The 16,246-nt window shown below is 73.2% G+C and carries 17 protein-coding genes and 1 tRNA gene; 13 read left to right on the top strand and 5 right to left on the bottom strand.

Annotated elements, in window-relative coordinates; translation table 11 throughout:
- The 7 genes from G6W55_RS09165 (at position 1) to G6W55_RS09135 (ending at position 4,174) form a co-directional block, all read left to right on the top strand.
- Entirely contained in the window at positions 1-240 is a 240-nt protein-coding gene (locus tag G6W55_RS09165; protein WP_030779740.1) for a chaplin, read from the top strand.
- Between the two features lie 172 nt (positions 241-412).
- Positions 413-709, top strand: coding sequence for a hypothetical protein (locus tag G6W55_RS09160; RefSeq protein ID WP_030779737.1), 297 nt, complete (start codon positions 413-415; stop codon positions 707-709).
- Between the two features lie 174 nt (positions 710-883).
- Entirely contained in the window at positions 884-1,387 is a 504-nt protein-coding gene (locus tag G6W55_RS09155; RefSeq protein ID WP_175520300.1) for a DUF5949 family protein, read from the top strand.
- A gap of 63 nt (positions 1,388-1,450) precedes the next feature.
- Positions 1,451-2,038, top strand: a complete 588-nt coding sequence (locus tag G6W55_RS09150) for a vitamin K epoxide reductase family protein (protein ID WP_175520299.1) — start codon at positions 1,451-1,453, stop codon at positions 2,036-2,038.
- Between the two features lie 141 nt (positions 2,039-2,179).
- A complete protein-coding gene (locus tag G6W55_RS09145; protein WP_175520298.1) occupies positions 2,180-2,698 on the top strand; it encodes a hypothetical protein in 519 nt (172 codons plus the stop codon).
- Between the two features lie 119 nt (positions 2,699-2,817).
- Positions 2,818-3,324, top strand: a complete 507-nt coding sequence (locus G6W55_RS09140) for a tyrosinase family oxidase copper chaperone (RefSeq protein ID WP_175520297.1) — start codon at positions 2,818-2,820, stop codon at positions 3,322-3,324.
- The gene (locus tag G6W55_RS09135; protein ID WP_175520296.1) at positions 3,308-4,174 is read left to right on the top strand and encodes a tyrosinase family protein; all 867 of its coding nucleotides are present in this window, start codon (positions 3,308-3,310) and stop codon (positions 4,172-4,174) included. The genes G6W55_RS09140 and G6W55_RS09135 overlap by 17 nt, the downstream gene beginning before the upstream one ends.
- Positions 4,175-4,258: 84 nt before the next feature.
- Here G6W55_RS09135 and G6W55_RS09130 read toward each other — a convergent pair whose 3' ends face one another.
- The 4 genes from G6W55_RS09130 to G6W55_RS09115 form a co-directional block, all read right to left on the bottom strand.
- Positions 4,259-4,564: a chaplin gene (locus G6W55_RS09130; RefSeq protein ID WP_030779711.1), complete on the bottom strand. Its 306-nt coding sequence runs from the start codon at positions 4,562-4,564 to the stop codon at positions 4,259-4,261.
- Positions 4,565-4,734: 170 nt separating this feature from the next.
- Positions 4,735-5,013: a phosphopantetheine-binding protein gene (locus tag G6W55_RS09125; RefSeq protein WP_175520295.1), complete on the bottom strand. Its 279-nt coding sequence runs from the start codon at positions 5,011-5,013 to the stop codon at positions 4,735-4,737.
- Entirely contained in the window at positions 5,010-6,104 is a 1,095-nt protein-coding gene (locus G6W55_RS09120) for an HAD-IIIC family phosphatase (RefSeq protein WP_175520294.1), read from the bottom strand. The genes G6W55_RS09125 and G6W55_RS09120 overlap by 4 nt, the downstream gene beginning before the upstream one ends.
- Complete coding sequence (locus G6W55_RS09115; RefSeq protein ID WP_175520293.1) at positions 6,101-7,891, bottom strand: GNAT family N-acetyltransferase; 1,791 nt, start codon at positions 7,889-7,891, stop codon at positions 6,101-6,103. Before G6W55_RS09115 ends, G6W55_RS09120 begins: the two co-directional genes overlap by 4 nt.
- 457 nt (positions 7,892-8,348) lie before the next feature.
- Between G6W55_RS09115 and speD the strand changes: the two genes are divergently transcribed.
- Together speD and G6W55_RS09105 are read left to right on the top strand one after the other, a co-directional pair.
- The gene (gene speD / locus G6W55_RS09110) at positions 8,349-8,729 is read left to right on the top strand and encodes an adenosylmethionine decarboxylase (RefSeq protein WP_030779703.1); all 381 of its coding nucleotides are present in this window, start codon (positions 8,349-8,351) and stop codon (positions 8,727-8,729) included.
- Between the two features lie 35 nt (positions 8,730-8,764).
- Entirely contained in the window at positions 8,765-9,529 is a 765-nt protein-coding gene (locus G6W55_RS09105) for a 4'-phosphopantetheinyl transferase superfamily protein (RefSeq protein ID WP_309243662.1), read from the top strand.
- Between the two features lie 28 nt (positions 9,530-9,557).
- Here G6W55_RS09105 and G6W55_RS09100 read toward each other — a convergent pair.
- Positions 9,558-9,630 (bottom strand) — tRNA-Arg (locus G6W55_RS09100).
- Positions 9,631-9,950: 320 nt separating this feature from the next.
- Between G6W55_RS09100 and G6W55_RS09095 the strand changes: the two genes are divergently transcribed.
- The 4 genes from G6W55_RS09095 to G6W55_RS09080 all read left to right on the top strand — a co-directional run bounded on the left by G6W55_RS09095 (position 9,951) and on the right by G6W55_RS09080 (position 16,215).
- A complete protein-coding gene (locus tag G6W55_RS09095) occupies positions 9,951-11,555 on the top strand; it encodes a dynamin family protein (protein WP_175520292.1) in 1,605 nt (534 codons plus the stop codon).
- Between the two features lie 192 nt (positions 11,556-11,747).
- On the top strand, positions 11,748-13,691 hold the full coding sequence (locus tag G6W55_RS09090; protein WP_217686708.1) for a YfjP family GTPase: 1,944 nt from the start codon (positions 11,748-11,750) through the stop codon (positions 13,689-13,691).
- Positions 13,692-13,974: 283 nt separating this feature from the next.
- Positions 13,975-14,418 (top strand): single-stranded DNA-binding protein, encoded by a 444-nt coding sequence (locus G6W55_RS09085; protein WP_175520290.1) that lies wholly within the window; start codon positions 13,975-13,977, stop codon positions 14,416-14,418.
- 432 nt (positions 14,419-14,850) lie between these two features.
- Positions 14,851-16,215: a Cys-Gln thioester bond-forming surface protein gene (locus G6W55_RS09080; RefSeq protein WP_175520501.1), complete on the top strand. Its 1,365-nt coding sequence runs from the start codon at positions 14,851-14,853 to the stop codon at positions 16,213-16,215.
- Positions 16,216-16,246 lie beyond the last annotated feature (31 nt).

The raw sequence follows: 16,246 nt of genomic DNA, 5'->3' as shown, positions 1-16,246 counted from the left end.
ATGTCCCGTATCGCGAAGGGCCTGGTCCTGACCTCCGTTGCCGCCGCGGCCGTAGCCGGCGCCTCCGGCATCGCCGCCGCCGACAGTGGCGCGAACGGCGTCGCCGAGCACTCCCCGGGCGTGCTGTCGGGCAACGCGATCCAGGTCCCGGTCCACGTCCCGGTCAACCTCTGCGGCAACACGGTCAACGTGATCGCCCTGCTGAACCCCGCCTTCGGCAACACCTGCGTCAACGACTGACGTCACGACGTCTTCGGCGCGACGGCCGCTCCCCGACCCGGGGGCGGCCGTTTCGCTGTGCCCGCATCGGGGAGCCGAACGGGGGTTTCCGCGGGCGGCGGGGCTCGTTAGGCACGGCGTCAGACGCCCCCGTGGTGACTTGAGTTGCCGAGTCGCCGAAGAAAGGAACCCGATGAAGTCCCTGAAGGCCGCCGCTGCCGTTGCCGGGTCCGTCGTCCTCGCCGGCACCGCCGCGCCCGCGTTCGCCGCCCACGACACCGCCGCGCTGACGCCCACCAGCCTCAACGGCGCCGTGAACACGCTCACCTCGGCCCAGCTCCAGCCCGCCGACGTGATGCCGCTCCAGCAGCAGTCCAACGCGCTCGACACCGAGAGCAAGGGTTCCGCGCTCAACACCGTCAACGGCGCGACCAAGGCGCTCAACCAGAGCGCCCCCCAGCTCCTCGGCGGGCTGCCCCTCCAGGGCTGAGTGGCACGCCGCCGCACCGAAGGGCCGGTTCCGCACCGCGTGGAACCGGCCCTTCGGCGTCCCCGGGGCCCTGTTCGACGCCCGTCCCTCGTTCGTGTGGAGCACTCGTGTGCCGTCCTCCGCACGGGTGAGAAGGCGCGGATCGGGCCGCCGGGGCGCCGATAGGGTCGCGCGGTGACCTCAACCCCCAGCGCAACCCGCCCCTTCCGCGTGACCGACCTGGGCACCCTCGTCGTGATGCCGTGGAGCGGCGAGACCCCCGACGGCGCCGACATGCCCTACCTCCTCGCCTACTCCCTCGGCGACGCGGCCGACGGCGGCGCGGAGACGACGGCCGCGGCCGTCGAGCGCCTCCTCACCGACAACGGCCTGCCCGTCGGCGGCGACCTCGTGGACGGCACCGAGCGGCCGAGCCTGCCGGTGACCCTGCTCGTCCAGGGCGGCCAGGCCGTCCTGAACATGCCGAACCTGAACGCCCAGTGCGTGCCGCCGCCCGAGTGGCTCGACGCCGTCGCCGAACGCGGCTACGCCTACCTCGTCTTCACCACGCGCGCGTGGCCCGAGGCGGTCCCCGGACGGCCCGTCGAGGCCGAGGCGCTGGCCGCGTTCGCGGGCGCCGAGGAGACCCTCATGGCGGCGGCCCACGTCGTCCTGCCCGCCCGCAGCCTGCGCGCCTGACCCGTCAGGGCGAGGACGACGGCGTGACGACGAGGACGGTCGCGTGACGACGAGGACGGCGGCGTGAAGACGAACGCGGCGGGCGCCGGCCGCGGCTACGCCCTGCTGCTCGTCCTCACCGGCGCGGCCGGGCTGCTGGCCTCCTGGGTCATCACCCTCGACAAGTTCAAGCTGCTGGAGGACCCCGGCTTCACCCCCGGATGCAGCCTGAACCCCGTCGTCTCCTGCGGCAGCGTCATGACGAGCGACCAGGCCTCGGCGTTCGGGTTCCCCAACCCGATGCTGGGCCTGGTGGCCTACGGCATCGTCGTCTGCGTCGGCGTCAGCCTGCTGGCGGGTGCCGTCTTCCCGCGCTGGTACTGGCTGACGTTCACCGCGGGCTGTCTCTTCGGCGTCGGCTTCGTCTCCTGGCTCCAGTTCGAGTCGCTGTACCGGATCAACGCGCTCTGCCTGTGGTGCTGTCTGGCCTGGATCGCCACGATCCTGCTGTTCTGGTACACCCTCGCCCTCGACGTACGGCACGGCTTCCTCCCGGCACCGGCCCCGGTCAGGACGTTCCTCGCCGAGTTCGCCTGGGTGCCGCCGGTGCTGCACCTCGGGGTCGTCGGGATGCTGATCCTGACGCGCTGGTGGGATTTCTGGACGAGCTGACCATCGGGTCACAGGGCGATTGCCGCGTTCGGGGGATTCTTGAACTGAAGCCGTTTTCCGGCTCGTTACCCGGTACGACACACCGCCCTCCCCCTCCGGAACCCCGCCGGAGGAACCCTGCCGAAAGGGCCCGTACCCCAGATGAAGCCGACCACCCGAGGAACCCTCGCCGCCGTGCTGACCTGCCTGGCGACCGCGGCCGGCGCCGCCGCCGCGACCCCCGCCGCCGCGGTCGGCACGGTCCCCGTCCCCCTCCCGCTGGACGGCGTCGAGAACGCCCTCGGCGTGGAACTGCCCCGGGCCGGCGGCGAACTCCCGCTGCCGACCCCCGGTGCCGTCGAAGGCCCCCGGTACGTCGAGGGCCGGCTGCTCCCGGACCGGACCGTTCCGCAGTTGCCGCTCGGCGCCGGACTGCCCGGCCTCGGCCTGAGCGCGCCCCTGCCCGAGCTCCTCGGCGGCGACGCCGACCACGTGGGTCTCGACGCCCCCACCTCCGACCTGCGCACCCTCGGCCCCGGCCTGGCCCTGGACGCCCCGCTCACCGCCCCCGACCCCGGCAACTTCGGCCTCCCGGCCCCGAAGCTGCCCCAGGCCGGTGTGATCACCCCCGTCCTCCAGGCGGTCCCCGGCGCGAACCTCGGCACCGGACAGGGGCGCTAACGCCTGTCACCGCCGCGCGCGGGTGGGCCCCGGCGGGCCGTTCGGGGGCCTCGTGGTGACCCGGCGGGGTGCTCGGCGGTTACCGGTACGGACATCCGCACCGGAAGAGGAGCACACCCATGGCCGCAAGCGCCGACGGCGTACCCGTACCCGCGGTGACGGCGGGACCGTCGAGACCCAGGAGCAGGCGGGACCTGCTGCGCGGGATGCTCGCCCCCGCCGCCGCCCTCGCACTCACCCCGGTGGTCGCCGCCGCCTGGCCCACCGACCCCGGGCCCGCCGCCGACGGCCCCGAGGGCGCGGGCGGCGGGCCCGGCGGCCCCGGCACCCGGTTCGACGAGATGTACCGCGGCCGGCGCATCCAGGGCGTCCTCACCGGCCCCGGCGACCGCGCGGCCGCCGCCGACCCCCGCTGGCAGGTCACGGTCGACGGCCGCCCGCTGCACCTGATGCGCCGCGCCGACGGCACCTGGCTGAGCATGGTCGACCACTACCGCTCGTACCCCACCCCCCTGGAGGCGGCCCGCGCCGCCGTCGACGAACTGGGCCCCGGCGAGCAACTGCGCGACACCGCGCACGGCCACGGCGGCACGCACCAGGGAGGACACCGTGGTCTACACGCGTAAGGACGTCACCACCCTCACCGCCACCGAGCGGCGCCGCTTCGTCAACGCGCTCCTGGAGATCAAACGCCGGGGCGTCTACGACGAGTTCGTGCGCATGCACATCAACTACTACGTGTCCGACGGCGAGGGCGGCCTGCGGACGGCCCACATGGCGCCCTCCTTCCTGCCCTGGCACCGCCGGTTCCTGCTGGACCTGGAGAACGCGCTGCGCCGCGTCGACTCCTCGGTGACCGTGCCGTACTGGGACTGGACCCGCGCCCGCTCGAAGACCGCCGCGCCCTGGACGAAGGACCTCCTCGGCGGCAACGGACGCGCCTCCGACCGCCAGGTGACGACCGGCCCCTTCGCCTACTCCACCGGCAACTGGACCCTGAAGGAGAACATCACCGACGGCCGCTTCCTCACCCGGGACCTCGGCCGCGCCGCCGCCCCGATCGAACTGCCGCTCAAGAGCGACGTGGACTTCGCGCTCAGCGACCCGGTCTACGACGTCTCGCCCTGGGACTCGACGTCCACCAAGGGCTTCCGCAACAAGCTGGAGGGCTGGGGGACCGGACGGGGCAGCACCGCCTGGCGCACCCACAACCGGGTGCACCGGTGGGTCGGCGGGGAGATGCTCGGCGGCGCCTCCGTCAACGACCCGGTGTTCTGGCTGCACCACGCGTACATCGACCTGGTGTGGACCCGCTGGCAGCAGCGCCACCGCGAACACCGCTACCTGCCCGCCGAACCGCCGGGGCCGGGCAGCAGGCAGCACCGCCGGGTGGTGGCCCGCAAGGAGAAGCTGCCGCCGTGGAACCTCACCCCGGACCAGTTGGAGGACATGAGCGGCGTCTACCGGTACGCGTGACACGGACCCGTGGACGCGGGAGAGCCCCGGCGCTCGAGGTGCCGGGGCTCTCCTGGGGGTGTCTGCGTGCGGACGGACGGTGCGTCAGCCGCCGTAGCCGTAGCCGCCGTTGTGCTTGTCGCCCTTGTCGTGGCTCTTGTGGCCGTGGTCGCTGACGTTGGCGCAGGTGTTGCCGAACGCCGGGTTCAGCAGACCGACCACGTTGACGGTGTTGCCGCAGATGTTGACCGGCACGTGGACCGGAACCTGGACGACGTTGCCCGACAGCACACCCGGCGAGCCCACGGCCGCGCCCTGCGCACCCGCGTCCGCCATGGCCAGGCCGGCACCACTGACCACCACGGCGCCGGTGCCGAGGGCGACAGCGGCCACCTTCGCGATGCGAGACATCACGTTCTCCTTAAGTCACTCGGTTCGCGCGGCGGCAAGGGGTGCCGCCGCACTCCCCGTTCAACGCCCCCACCCGGAGCGGGTCACGGCACGTCCGTACGGATCACCCTTTTTGAACAGGTTTTGAACAGGCGTGACGTACGGACGGGTGGCCCGGTCCGGCCAGGGGGCTAGCGCGTGGGGAGGTGCGCGGTGACGAAGTCGGTGAGGGTGGCGATGGACTGGAGGCTGTCCAGGCTGAGGTCCAGGCCGGCGACGTCCACCCCGAAGCGGGCGTCCACCGCGCCGAGCAGGGTCACCCCGGCGAGTGAGGTGAGGGCGATCTCGGGGCCGAAGAGGTCGGTGTCGGCGGGCAGCGCGGCCACCGCGGCGGCGTCCAGCCGGGCCGCCTCGGCGATCATCGCGCGCAGCTCGCGCTCCACGGCGGCGCGGTCCAGGGTGTCGGTCACGCCTCGGCGTCCTCTCGGTGGTCCTGTTCGGTCACGTGCAGATAGGGGGGCGGCTCGGGCAGGTCGCCGTGCAGGGACCGTACGAGGAGGGCGGCGTCCGGGGTGGTCTCGGGGGAGGCGCCGGGGGTGTCGTCCGCGCGGCGCAGGCCCGCCTGGCGGAGCAGGATCCGCATCTCCAGGTTGGCGTCCGTCGGGCGCAGGGTCACCCGGAAGGTGCCGGCCCCGGCCTCCCGGGCCCGCCGCATCAGCCGGAACAGGAAGGCCGCCGCCGCGCCCCGGCCGGCCACCCGGCAGGACAGCGCGAGCAGCGGCACCGACCAGGCCGCCGGGTCGGTGCGGTCGACGAGCGCGGCGCCGATGACGCCGTAGGAGCCGAAACGGTCCGCCATCCGGGCGGTGTACAGCGCGTGGCCCTCGGATACGGCCAGCTCGCGCAGCCGGTCCGGGGTGAGGCCCGAGGAGTTGAGACGGTGGGTGCGCGCGGCCAGCTCCAGCGCGCGCGGGATCTCGTCGGGCGCGGCCGCGCCGATCGTGAGCCGCATGTCGCACCAGCGCAGGAACTCCTCCCGGCTGCCCGAGAAGCGCTCACCCTCGGCCCGGCGGGTCTCCTCGGTGCGGTAGCGGCGCACCCGCTCGCGCGACTCGGGGGTGACCTCCCGGCCCTCGAAGGCGGCGAGCAGCGCGGGCACGTCCTCGGGCGCGAGGGTGCGGACGCCGGGCAGCAGGGCCTCGACCTCCGCCCGCTCGTACGGGGAGTCGTCCACCAGGACCAGGGCCTCCACGGCGATCCCGAGGTCCTTGGCGATCCGGCGCAGCGACTCGCTCTTGTCCTGCCAGGACACCTGCGGGGCCAGGAAACGCTCCCGCACCTCCGGGCGCCCCGCGGCGAGCCGGTCGAGCACCGTCGGCGCGCTGCGGCTCGCGATGCTGCTCAGCACGCCGCGTGCCGCCAGCGCGTCGATCGCGGCGAGCATCTCGGGCCGGGGGACGGGGAGTTCGTCGGTGGGGGTCTCCACTGCGACGTCGTCCCAGAGGGTGCCGTCGAGGTCCCATACGACGCACTTGACGCGGTCGGGGTCGTAGCCGGTCACCGGGTGCCCCCGCTCTCCGTCCCCGGCAGGAACAGCTTCATCGACAGGCTGGTCGGGTCGAAGCCGAACTTGCGGTAGACGGTGCGCATCGGGACGTTGCCGACGTGCACCCGGCCGACGACCTCCGTGATGCCCTTCGTCAGACAGAACTCCAGGCCCGCGGTGAGCAGGAGTTCGGCGACGTCACCGCGGTTGTCCAGCGGGGAGACCGCGAGGGAGCGGAAGTTGGCGTAGCGGTCGCCGGTCATCGCGTTCTGGTTGACGGACACCCAGCACCAGCCGACGGGTTCGCCGTCCGGACCGTGCGCGACGATCATGCCCTCCTTGGACTTCTCCATCGCCCGCCCGAGCCGCGCGGACCAGCGCGCGGGGTCGTCGATGGCGTCCTCGCCGAAGGAGACCCGGGCGATCTCCGCCTCGAACGCCCCGATCGCCGGGAGGTCGCGCTCGTCGGCCTGCCGGGTGAGGTAGGGGTACGCGCGTTGGGCGAGCGCGGCGCGGGCTTCGGGGGTCGGGGGGTGCCAGCCGGTGGTGCGGGGGGTGGGGGTTGCGGGTGCGGGTGCCTTTGCTGGCGTTGGTGCCGGTGCCGGTGCCGGTGCCGGTGCCAGTACCGGTGTCTCTGTGGCCGCCGTGGGCTGTTCCGCGGGGAGCAGGCGGCCGGGCCGGAAGGGACCCTTGCCGCACCGGGGGCAGCCGTCCTCGCGCAGGGCGGCGACCGAGGTCCAGCGGGCGCCGGTCCCGACGGGGACGATCTCGCCGCAGGCCACGCACGCGTACGCGCGCTGCCGGGTCCGCTTGTCGCCGGTGTAGAGGGGACCGCCGTACTCGCCCTGCGCGGGCGCGGATGCGGTGGAGCTGGTGGTGAGGAGGTGCTGGAAGAAGCCGACACCGCCGAGGATGCCGCTGCCCTCGTACTCGTTGAAGTTGCGGATGTAGCCGTTGGTGACCAGGCCGAGGGCCATGATCTCCCGCTGGACCTCCAGCATCTCGTCCGGGCTCTTGCCGCCGAACGAGAAGAAGATGCTGTGCGCGGGCCCGGGCCGCAGCCCCTCCACCGCGCGGGACAGGAAGAGCCGGGCGCCCTCGGGGGTGTACGGCGGGTCGGTCATGGCCACGTCGTGCTGGTCGTGGAGCGCGGCGGGCAGCGGCTGCCGCAGATCGTGCCGGACCGTCTCGACGCGGGTGCCGAGCCCCGCCGACACCTTCTGGATGTAGTCGAGGATCTCGGGGGAGATGTCCACGACGGTGACCTTCTCGACGATCGGCCCGCCGAGCACGTCACCCACGACGGCGACGGCCAGCGACACGAGGTCGTCGTCGCCGATCAGCAGCAGCGAGCCGCCCGGCAGCGCGCCCGCGGTCAGCAGGGCGAGCACCCGGCGGACCTTGGTCTCGGCCGTGCAGTGCGACTGGTCGATCGCCATGTCGGCGGCGGGACCCGACTCCATCAGGGCGCGCAGCCGCCGTACCGCCTCGTCCAGCACCTCGGGGATCACCAGCTCGCGGCCGTCACAGGTGCGGCAGGTGGCGTCGAGGGAGAGGTCCATGCCGAGCTGGGCGACGACGTCCTGTCCGGCCTCGGTCAGCCGGGACGGGCGCTCGGTGGTGACGAGGCCGCGGCGGCGCAGCTCGTTGCCCAGGGCGGCCACGATCGGGACGGGCAGGCCGGTGGCACGGCTGAGGTCCTTCGTGGAGGCGGGCGCGAGCCGGCGCAGGGCACGCAGGACCGACCGCACCCCGGGCGGACCCTCCTGGAGCCTGACGGCGTCCGCGACTTCCGTGAGCACTTGATCGGCGGTGCTGCTCCGAGGGTGCCGACGCGCGTTGGTCACAATGCTGCTCCAGGCCAGCCGATGGATTAGGGAGTATCGAGTATACGGGCTGGTGAGAGGGTGATCGAACTCGCCGATATCCCGAAGAAAGGGAGGGGGTGGAGGGGTCGAACGGGCAGACGCCGAGGAATGTGTGAAGCGCATTTCCCCGGAGGCATTCAGGGGATTTCCATGGACGCTTTCTCGAAATCCCTGGGAGGTTATTCGGGGGCGAATCCACCGGCCGCATCCCCTCCCCCTTGACAACACGGGCGGGCGAGCCCGAGAGCGCTCCGGATGCTACGCTGGGCTCCATCGAGCGCCGCTCGTCGGCCTCGTGACCCTTCCCCTTCGGCCGCGCGGACCAGTGCGGATCCACGCGGTTCTAGTGCGAAAGGAGACGGGGGCGACGGTTCGTCACCTCCGGTTCCCCATGACCGATTCTGCCAACCTCGCCACCGAGGGCATAAACGTCGACGATCTGTGCTCCTATGCCGTCGACGTATGGGTGAGCGACCACAGCATCCTCACGGACGAGGAGCGTCTCCTCCAGGTGCTGCGCACGGCCGCCGAAAAGGGAAACGCCACGGTGCTCGGTGAGTCGTCGCACGTTTTCCCGAATGGCGCGGTCACGGCGATCCTTCTGCTTTCCGCGTCGCATCTCAGCATTCACACCTGGCCGGAATACAGCCTGGCCAACGTCGACCTGCTCGCCTACGGCCGGCTGAACGGCGAGCGGATGATGCAGAGCGTGGAGCTGGGCCTTTCCCCGACGAAGATCAATGTGACGCGCATGCTGCGCGCGGTGCACTGACCATTTCGACCGCTGCGGCCGGCGGCCCCATTCCGGTGGACGTGTGGTGGGCCGGCCCCAATGCCGCCCACGAGGGCCTGCTGCCCCTCCTGGACCCCGTCGAGCGCGGCCGCCACGAGGCGACCGTCAGTCCCGCCGACCGGTCCCGCTTCCTCGTCGGCTGCGCCCTCAGCCGCCTGGTCCTGGGCGAACTCCTCGGGCTCCCGCCCGCGCGGGTCCCCCTGCGCCGCGTGTGCCCCCGCTGCGGCGGCCCGCACGGCAAACCCCGCCTGGACATGCCGGGTTCCGCCGAGCCGTACGACTTCTCGGTCACGCACAGCGGCGAGATCATCGGCGTCGCCGTGTGCCGGGGCGCGGAGGTGGGCCTGGACGTCGAGGAGGCGGACAGCCCCGTGGACGTCGCCCTGGCCGCCCGCACGGCCCTCGCCGCCCCCGAACTGGCCGCCCTGGACGCCCTCCCGCCCGCCGACCGCAAGGCGGCCTTCCTCCGCACCTGGACCCGCAAGGAAGCCGTACTGAAGGCCCTCGGCGCGGGCCTCACGCTCCCCCTGCGCGACCTGCGCCTCTCGCCCCCCGACACCCGGCCGACGGTCCTGTCCTGGCCCGAGGGCCTGCCGTCCCCACCCCCGGCGACGACGATCACGGACCTGATGGCCGAAACCCCGGCGACGGGCCCGCACCCGGCGGCGGTGGCGGTGATCGGTCACCCGGGCGCGCGTCTCGCCGTACGGACACGGCACTTCGAGGAAAGGCGCTTGCTGTCGGCGCACCGTGCCCTCCGGGCACAAAAAAGCCCCTGACCCGTTCTCGCCGGTCAGAGGGTGTTTGCGCCCCCGGCAGGACTCGAACCTGCGGCCAAGCGCTTAGAAGGCGCCTGCTCTATCCACTGAGCTACGGGGGCCGGTGTGGTGGCCTCGTACGTGCTGCCCGGGTGTGGGCCGATCCGTGACGTTGCCGGGGACAAGGATAGGGCTCCCGGTTCCTTGTCCCGGTTGCTTCGCCTCCGTGGCTCAATGTGGAGGTTCAGTGAAGCGGTCCTGATAATCGCAGGCAGGTGCGAATCGTGCACCGCTTTTGACGCCTCGGACCCCGGGTGTTGTGCACTCGTTATGCCTGGGCTGTGCCTGTGTCCCGGTCGCACCTTCCGTCCCTTGTGTCCTATCGGCGCGCAGACATGCCTATATGCTTCATAAATCCCCTGAAATTGGGCATTCTTCGCATGTGGTGACCTTGGACGTACGGCCTCAACTGCTCGACGCACTCTCCGCCCTGCGCGACCGTGTCGCCGCCGCACGCTTCCCGCTGCCCCTGGCGGGGGCGCCACGCGCGCGTGCCAACCGCGACGAACTGCTCGCCCAGCTAGACGACTATCTGGTGCCCCGTCTCAGACAGCCCGAAGCACCCCTGCTGGCCGTCGTCGGCGGTTCCACCGGCGCCGGCAAGTCGACGCTCGTCAACTCCCTCGTGGGGCGGCGCGTCAGCGAGGCGGGCGTGCTGCGGCCGACGACCCGGACGCCGGTGCTGGTCTGCCATCCGGAGGACCATCACTGGTTCAGCGGCATGCGCGTGCTGCCGGACCTCACCCGCGTGTGGATGCCCCATCAGGAGCCGTCCGACGACCTGTTGCTGCCCGCCGCGGACGGCCGGCGCGTGCTGCGGATCGAGACCGCCGAGTCGCTCCCGCCCGGCCTCGCCCTCCTCGACGCACCCGACATCGACTCCCTCCTCGCCGACAACCGCGACCTCGCCGCCGAACTGCTCTGCGCCGCCGACATCTGGGTGATGGTCACCACGGCCGCCCGCTACGCCGACGCCGTCCCGTGGCATCTCCTGCGCACCGCCAAGGAGTACGACGCCACCCTCGTGACCGTCCTCGACCGGGTGCCCCACCAGGTCGTCGGCGAGGTCTCCCGGCAGTACGGCGCACTCCTCACCAAGGCCGGCCTCGGCGACGTACCGCGCTTCACGGTGCCCGAACTGCCCGAGTCCGCCTGGGGCGGAGGGCTGCTGCCCGCGACCGCCGTCGCCGCCCTGCGGACCTGGCTCGACCATCAGGCCCAGGACGCCGCCGCCCGCCGCCAGGTCCTCGCCCGCACCGCCCACGGCGTCCTCGACTCCCTCAAGTCCCGGATGCCCGAACTGGCCAGCGCCACCGCCGCCCAGTACGCGGCGGCACTCCGCCTCACTTCGGCGGTCGACGGGGCGTACGACAGCGAGTACACGCGTGTGCGGGGCCGGTTGCAGAGCGGCGCCGTGCTCGCCGGGGACGCCCTCAAGCGCTGGCGGGCCTTCCCGCTGGACTGCACCGCCGGTGAACTCCTGGACGCCCTCGTGGAGAGCCTGGCCGCGCTCCTGCTGTGTGCCGTCACCGCCGCCGACGAACGCGTCGACGACTCCTGGCGCCGCGAACCGGCCTCCGCCACACCCGCCCTGACGGACCAGGACTCCACACCCGACAGCGCCGAACACCGCATCGGCCTGGCCGTACGGCGGTGGCGGCGCGAGCTGGAGGAGTTCGCCGAGGAGGAGGTGCGCTCCCTGGAGCGCGGCGCCGCCGATCCCGAGGCGGTCGCCGCGCTCGTCGCCACGGTCCTGCTGGGCGGCCGCAGGGCGCGTTCCGCGGGCGAGGGGCTCGCCGAGCGGATCGGGGCGCACGGCGCGCTGCGGCTGCGCGACCGGGGCGGACGGCTGCTCGCCGAGCACCTGGACCGCGTGATGCACAACGAACGCGAGCGCCGGCTCGCCCCGCTCGAAGCGCTCGACGTCCATCCCGAGCCCCAGGCGGAGCTGATCGCCGCGCTGTCCGTACTTCAGAAGGAGAGGTGACCGGTGACCGCCGTCACTGACCAGGACCACACGGATCACTCCGATCGCACCGACCGTGCCGACCGTGCTGAAGGATCCGAGCCTCTTGAGCACTCCGCGCACGCGCACGTGGGCGGTGACGGCGCGAATGACGGCGTCGGCACCGGCGTCGGCTCGGCGGACGGCCAGGGGCCCGAGGAGGGCGATCGCTCCATGACTGACACGGCGGACGCGGCGGATACGACGGACGCGGTGGACTCGACGCGCGCGACGGGCGCCTCGGCACAGGGCCAGGGCGCTGGACGGGACGTCGGACGGGAAGTGGAGCCGGGGGCGCGCAAGGAGCCCGCCAAGGGCCCGTCACCGACCCCCGCTCCCGCGCGCGGGGCGGCCCCGTCCGTCAACCCGTCTGCCACCCCCTCCGCCGATCCCGAGGACGCCGCCGGCGCCTGGGACGACGGTCTCATCGCGCGCCGCGTCAACGAAGGCACGGCGGGTGAACAGGCCACCGCCGCCGTCGTGGCCGAGACCCGCCCCGGCACCGCCGCGTCCCCCGCCGCCCCGCTCGCCTACGACGGCCCCCTCCGCTCCCGGCTGGACGCGCTGCGCGAACTCGTCGGCCTGTCCCGCGCGCGGCTCGACAACAGGACGCTCGCCGAGGCCGGCCGGGTGCTGGACGAGGCGGCGGCCCGGCGCAAGCTCTCCGGGCAGCACACGGTCGTCGCCATCGCGGGCGCCACCGGCAGCGGCAAGTCCCAGCTCTTCAACACCCTCGCCGGGGTCACCATCTCGGAGACCGGCGTACGGCGCCCCACCACCGCCGCGCCCATCGCGTGCAGTTGGAGCGACGGCGCCGCCCCCCTCATCGACCGGCTCGGCATCCCGGGCCGGCTGCGGCGGCGCCCCGTGCAGAGCGCCGAGGCGGAGGCACAGCTTCGCGGGCTCGTCCTGATCGACCTGCCCGACCACGACTCGGCGGCCGTGCAGCATCGCGAGCAGGTCGACCGCATCCTGGCCCTGGTCGACGCCGTCATCTGGGTCGTCGACCCCGAGAAGTACGCCGACGCCGTCCTCCACGAACGCTATCTGCGGCCCATGGCGGGCCACGCCGAGGTCATGTTCGTCGTCCTCAACCAGGTCGACCGGCTGCCCGGCGAGGCCGCCGACCTGGTCCTCGACGATCTGCGCCGGCTCCTCGACGAGGACGGCATCGCGCTCGGCGAGTACGGCGAACCCGGCGCCACCGTGCTCGCCCTGTCCGGGCTCACCGGCGACGGGGTGCCCGAACTGCGGGAGCTGCTCGGTCAGTTCGTCGGTGAGCGGGGCGCCGCCGGGCGCCGGGTGTCGGCCGACGTGGACGCCGCCGCGGCCCGGCTGCGGCCGGTCTACGTCACCGGACAGCGCACCGGGCTCAGCGAGGACGCCCGGGACGAGTTCGCGGCACGGCTCGCGGACGCGGTGGGCGCCACCGCGGCGGGCGACGCCGCCGAACGCGCCTGGCTGCGCAACGCCAACCGGGCGTGCGGAACGCCCTGGCTGCGGTTGTGGCGGTGGTGCCAGGACCGGCACGAGCAGGCCACCGGGCGGATCCAGGTCCGTACCCCGGCCGACGAGGAGGCCACGGCCCGCCAGCGCGTGGAGCAGGCGGTGCGCACGGTCTCCGACCGGGCCTCCGCGGGGCTCCCGGCGGCCTGGGCGATGGCGGTGCGGGAGGCGGCCGTACGGGGCTCCCAGGGGCTGCCCGAGGCGCTGGACGAACTGGCCGGACGGGCCGGGCTGCCGCCGGGCCGGCCGCCGCGCCCCGGGTGGTGGCCGGTGGCCGTGCTGGCGCAGGCCGCGATGACACTGCTTCAGATCGTCGGCGGGCTGTGGCTGGTCGGGCAGATCGCCCACTGGATGGAGCCGAACCTGGGGGTTCCGGTGCTGCTGATGGTGGCGGGCATCCTCGGCGGGCCGGTGGTCGAGTGGAGCTGCCGGATGGCGGCCCGCGGACCGGCGCGGCGCTACGGGCAGGACGCGGAGAGACGCCTGCGGGAGGCGGCCGCCGGCTGCGGCCGGGCCCGGGTGCTGGACCCGGTCGCGGCGGAGCTGCTGCGGTACCGGGAGGTGCGTGAGCAGTACGGGAGGGTCACGGGGGTGGGGGCCGGGATGCGGTGAGGTGGGGCGCGGGGCCTTGGTACCCGGGCTGTTGAGGGGACGGCCGTCACTCGTGCGGGTGGCGGGGTTGTCCACAGGCGCGCGGTGGTCCACAGGGCCCGGCGGGTTCGGCCCGGCGGAGGCAGTCTGGCCGTACGGCGATCGCGACGGACGAGGTCGCCGGTGCGGGGGCGGTGCGTGACGGCGGATGCCGTCGCGGCCGGCTGCCGGACGCAGCCGTGCGGGAGAGGCTCGTGCGCGCCATCCGCCCGGGGGAGTGTCCGGGCGTCGGGAGGGGTTCGTGATGAACGAGACGATGATCTGTGCCGTGGGAAATGTGGCCACGCAGCCGGTCTATCGGGAGTTGGCGGCGGGTCCGTCGGCGCGGTTCCGGCTGGCGGTGACCTCGCGCTACTGGGACCGCGAGAAGAGCGAGTGGACCGACGGGCACACCAACTTCTTCACGGTCTGGGCCAATCGCCAGCTCGCGACGCACGCCCAGGCTTCGCTGAATGTCGGCGACCCGGTGATCGTGCAGGGGCGGCTGAAGGTGCGCACCGAGGTGCGCGAGGGGCAGCAGCAGAGCTGGACGTCGGCCGACATCGACGCCGTCGCCATCGGCCACGACCTGGCGCGCGGCACCTCCGCCTTCCGGCGGGCGGCGAGGCCCGAGGCGCCCGCGAGTACGCCCGCGCAGCCGGAGCCCAACTGGGAGACGGCGCCGCGTGAACCGGTCGCGGTGACGTGATGTCAGGATGTGCTCGGCTCTGAGCCGACTGCGGCTTATCGACCGATCTGTGGGCGCCGCCGTCGAGTTCACCCCGGATGACCTGGTGGATCCGTCGATGAGCCCTGTCCGTGGACGATCTTGGGGATAACGATTCCGAGTCGGATCGTCCTTCATAGGAGATCACCGGGAAGGGTGGTGCGCCCGCGTCTCTAGGATGCCGGACATAGCTCATGGGGCTTCCGATTCTGCTGGTGGAACGTGCCACCCACGTCAACGGCTCCTGCTCGAAGGGGAATTGCGTTGATTTCTTCGTTCTCCGCGCCGTTCGCGCGCCGACGGGACGCGGGCCGCGGGGGTGCGGGTCGTGGGCGTGCAGGTCGTGGGGGTGCAGGTCGTAGAGGTACGGACCGGCTCGGGGTTCGTCTCGCGGCCCGGGTCGCCGCGGCGGCGCTGGTGTCCGGACTGGCCGCCGTCGGCGTGGTGGCCGGCGCGGGCACGGCCGTCGCCGCCGACGGTGGGGCGCGGGGTCAGGGCGGAGCCACCGCGACGATAGGCGGCCTCAAGACGTACGGCGCCGCCGTGGTCCACACGGAGGGCGAGGGCGACCAGGAGATCTCGGCGGGCCTGTTCGAGATGTCCGTCGAGGGCGGCGGCACCCTCCAGACGTACTGCGTCGACCTCTACAACCCCACGCAGAAGGACGCCCGGTACGAGGAGACGCCCTGGAGCGGCACCTCGCTGGGCGCCAACAAGGACGCGGGCCGCGTCGGTTGGATCCTCCAGAACTCCTACCCGCAGGTCAACGACCTCGCCTCGCTCGCGCGGAAGGCCGGTATCACCGGGCCGTTCACCGAGCAGGACGCGGCGGCCGGCACCCAGGTGGCCATCTGGCGCTACTCGGACGCCGCCGACGTCAACGCCGTGGACCCGCAGGCCGAGCAGCTCGCGGACTACCTCCAGAAGGCCGCGAAGAGCACACCGGAGCCCGCCGCGTCCCTCACCCTCGACCCGGCCGCGGTCTCCGGGCGGCCCGGTGAGCCGCTGGGCCCCGTGACCGTGCGCACCGGTGCGAGCGCGGTGACGGTCACCCCGCCGATGGACGCCGCCACCAGCGGCGTGCGGATCGTCGACGAGAACGGCACACCGGTCACCACCGCGAGGAACGGCAGCCGGCTCTACTTCGACGTGCCCGCCGACGCCGAGGCAGGGACCGCCGAGCTGACCGTGCGGGGTTCGACCACCGTGCCCGTCGGGCGGGCGTTCACCGCGGACAGCCGCAGCCAGACGCAGATCCTGGCCGGCTCCAGCGAGTCGACGGTGTCGGCGACTGCGGGCGTCACCTGGGCGCCCCAGGGTGCCGTACCGGCCCTGTCGGCGGAGAAGGACTGCGCCGCGAACGGCCTCGGCATCAGCGCGTCCAACCCGGGCGACGAGGACTTCGTCTTCGAGCTGATGGGCACCGAGTACACGATCCCGGCGGGCGACTCGCGGACGGTCACGATCCCGCTCCAGGAGGACCAGGCCTACGACTTCACGATCACCGGCCCGCAGGGTGCCGCGTACCGCTTCACCGGGGTGCTGGACTGCCGTACCCAGGCCGCCGAGGCGCGGGACCTGACGACCCAGACCCTCAGCGAGCCGAGTCCGGCCACCGTGGGCGGGACGTCGTCCAGCGACACCAACCTCGCGGAGACCGGCGGTTCCAGCGTGACCCCGATCATCGCGGGCACGGCCATCGGGCTGGTGACGATCGGCGGGGCGACGCTGCTGCTGGTGGGCCGCAAGGAACAGGCGGGCCGGGCCGGCCGGGACTGAGCCCGCTCGGCGCCCCGGCGCGGGCGATTGC

The sequence above is a fragment of the Streptomyces sp. CAI-85 genome (assembly GCF_013363615.1).
Lineage (GTDB): Bacteria > Actinomycetota > Actinomycetes > Streptomycetales > Streptomycetaceae > Streptomyces > Streptomyces antibioticus_B.
The sequence above is the reverse complement of the archived record's forward strand: the minus strand, read 5'-3'. Positions and strand labels throughout refer to the sequence as shown.

Excerpts from the sequence above, each read along its gene's own strand:
- G6W55_RS09165 (WP_030779740.1), top strand. The coding sequence starts at position 1 with ATGTCCCGTATCGCGAAGGGCCTGGTCCTGACCTCCGTTGCCGCCGCG.
- G6W55_RS09160 (WP_030779737.1), top strand. The coding sequence starts at position 413 with ATGAAGTCCCTGAAGGCCGCCGCTGCCGTTGCCGGGTCCGTCGTCCTC.
- G6W55_RS09145 (WP_175520298.1), top strand. The coding sequence starts at position 2,180 with ATGAAGCCGACCACCCGAGGAACCCTCGCCGCCGTGCTGACCTGCCTG.
- G6W55_RS09140 (WP_175520297.1), top strand. The coding sequence starts at position 2,818 with ATGGCCGCAAGCGCCGACGGCGTACCCGTACCCGCGGTGACGGCGGGA.
- G6W55_RS09130 (WP_030779711.1), bottom strand. The coding sequence starts at position 4,564 with ATGTCTCGCATCGCGAAGGTGGCCGCTGTCGCCCTCGGCACCGGCGCC.
- speD (WP_030779703.1), top strand. The coding sequence starts at position 8,349 with ATGACCGATTCTGCCAACCTCGCCACCGAGGGCATAAACGTCGACGAT.
- G6W55_RS09090 (WP_217686708.1), top strand. The coding sequence starts at position 11,748 with ATGACTGACACGGCGGACGCGGCGGATACGACGGACGCGGTGGACTCG.
- G6W55_RS09085 (WP_175520290.1), top strand. The coding sequence starts at position 13,975 with ATGAACGAGACGATGATCTGTGCCGTGGGAAATGTGGCCACGCAGCCG.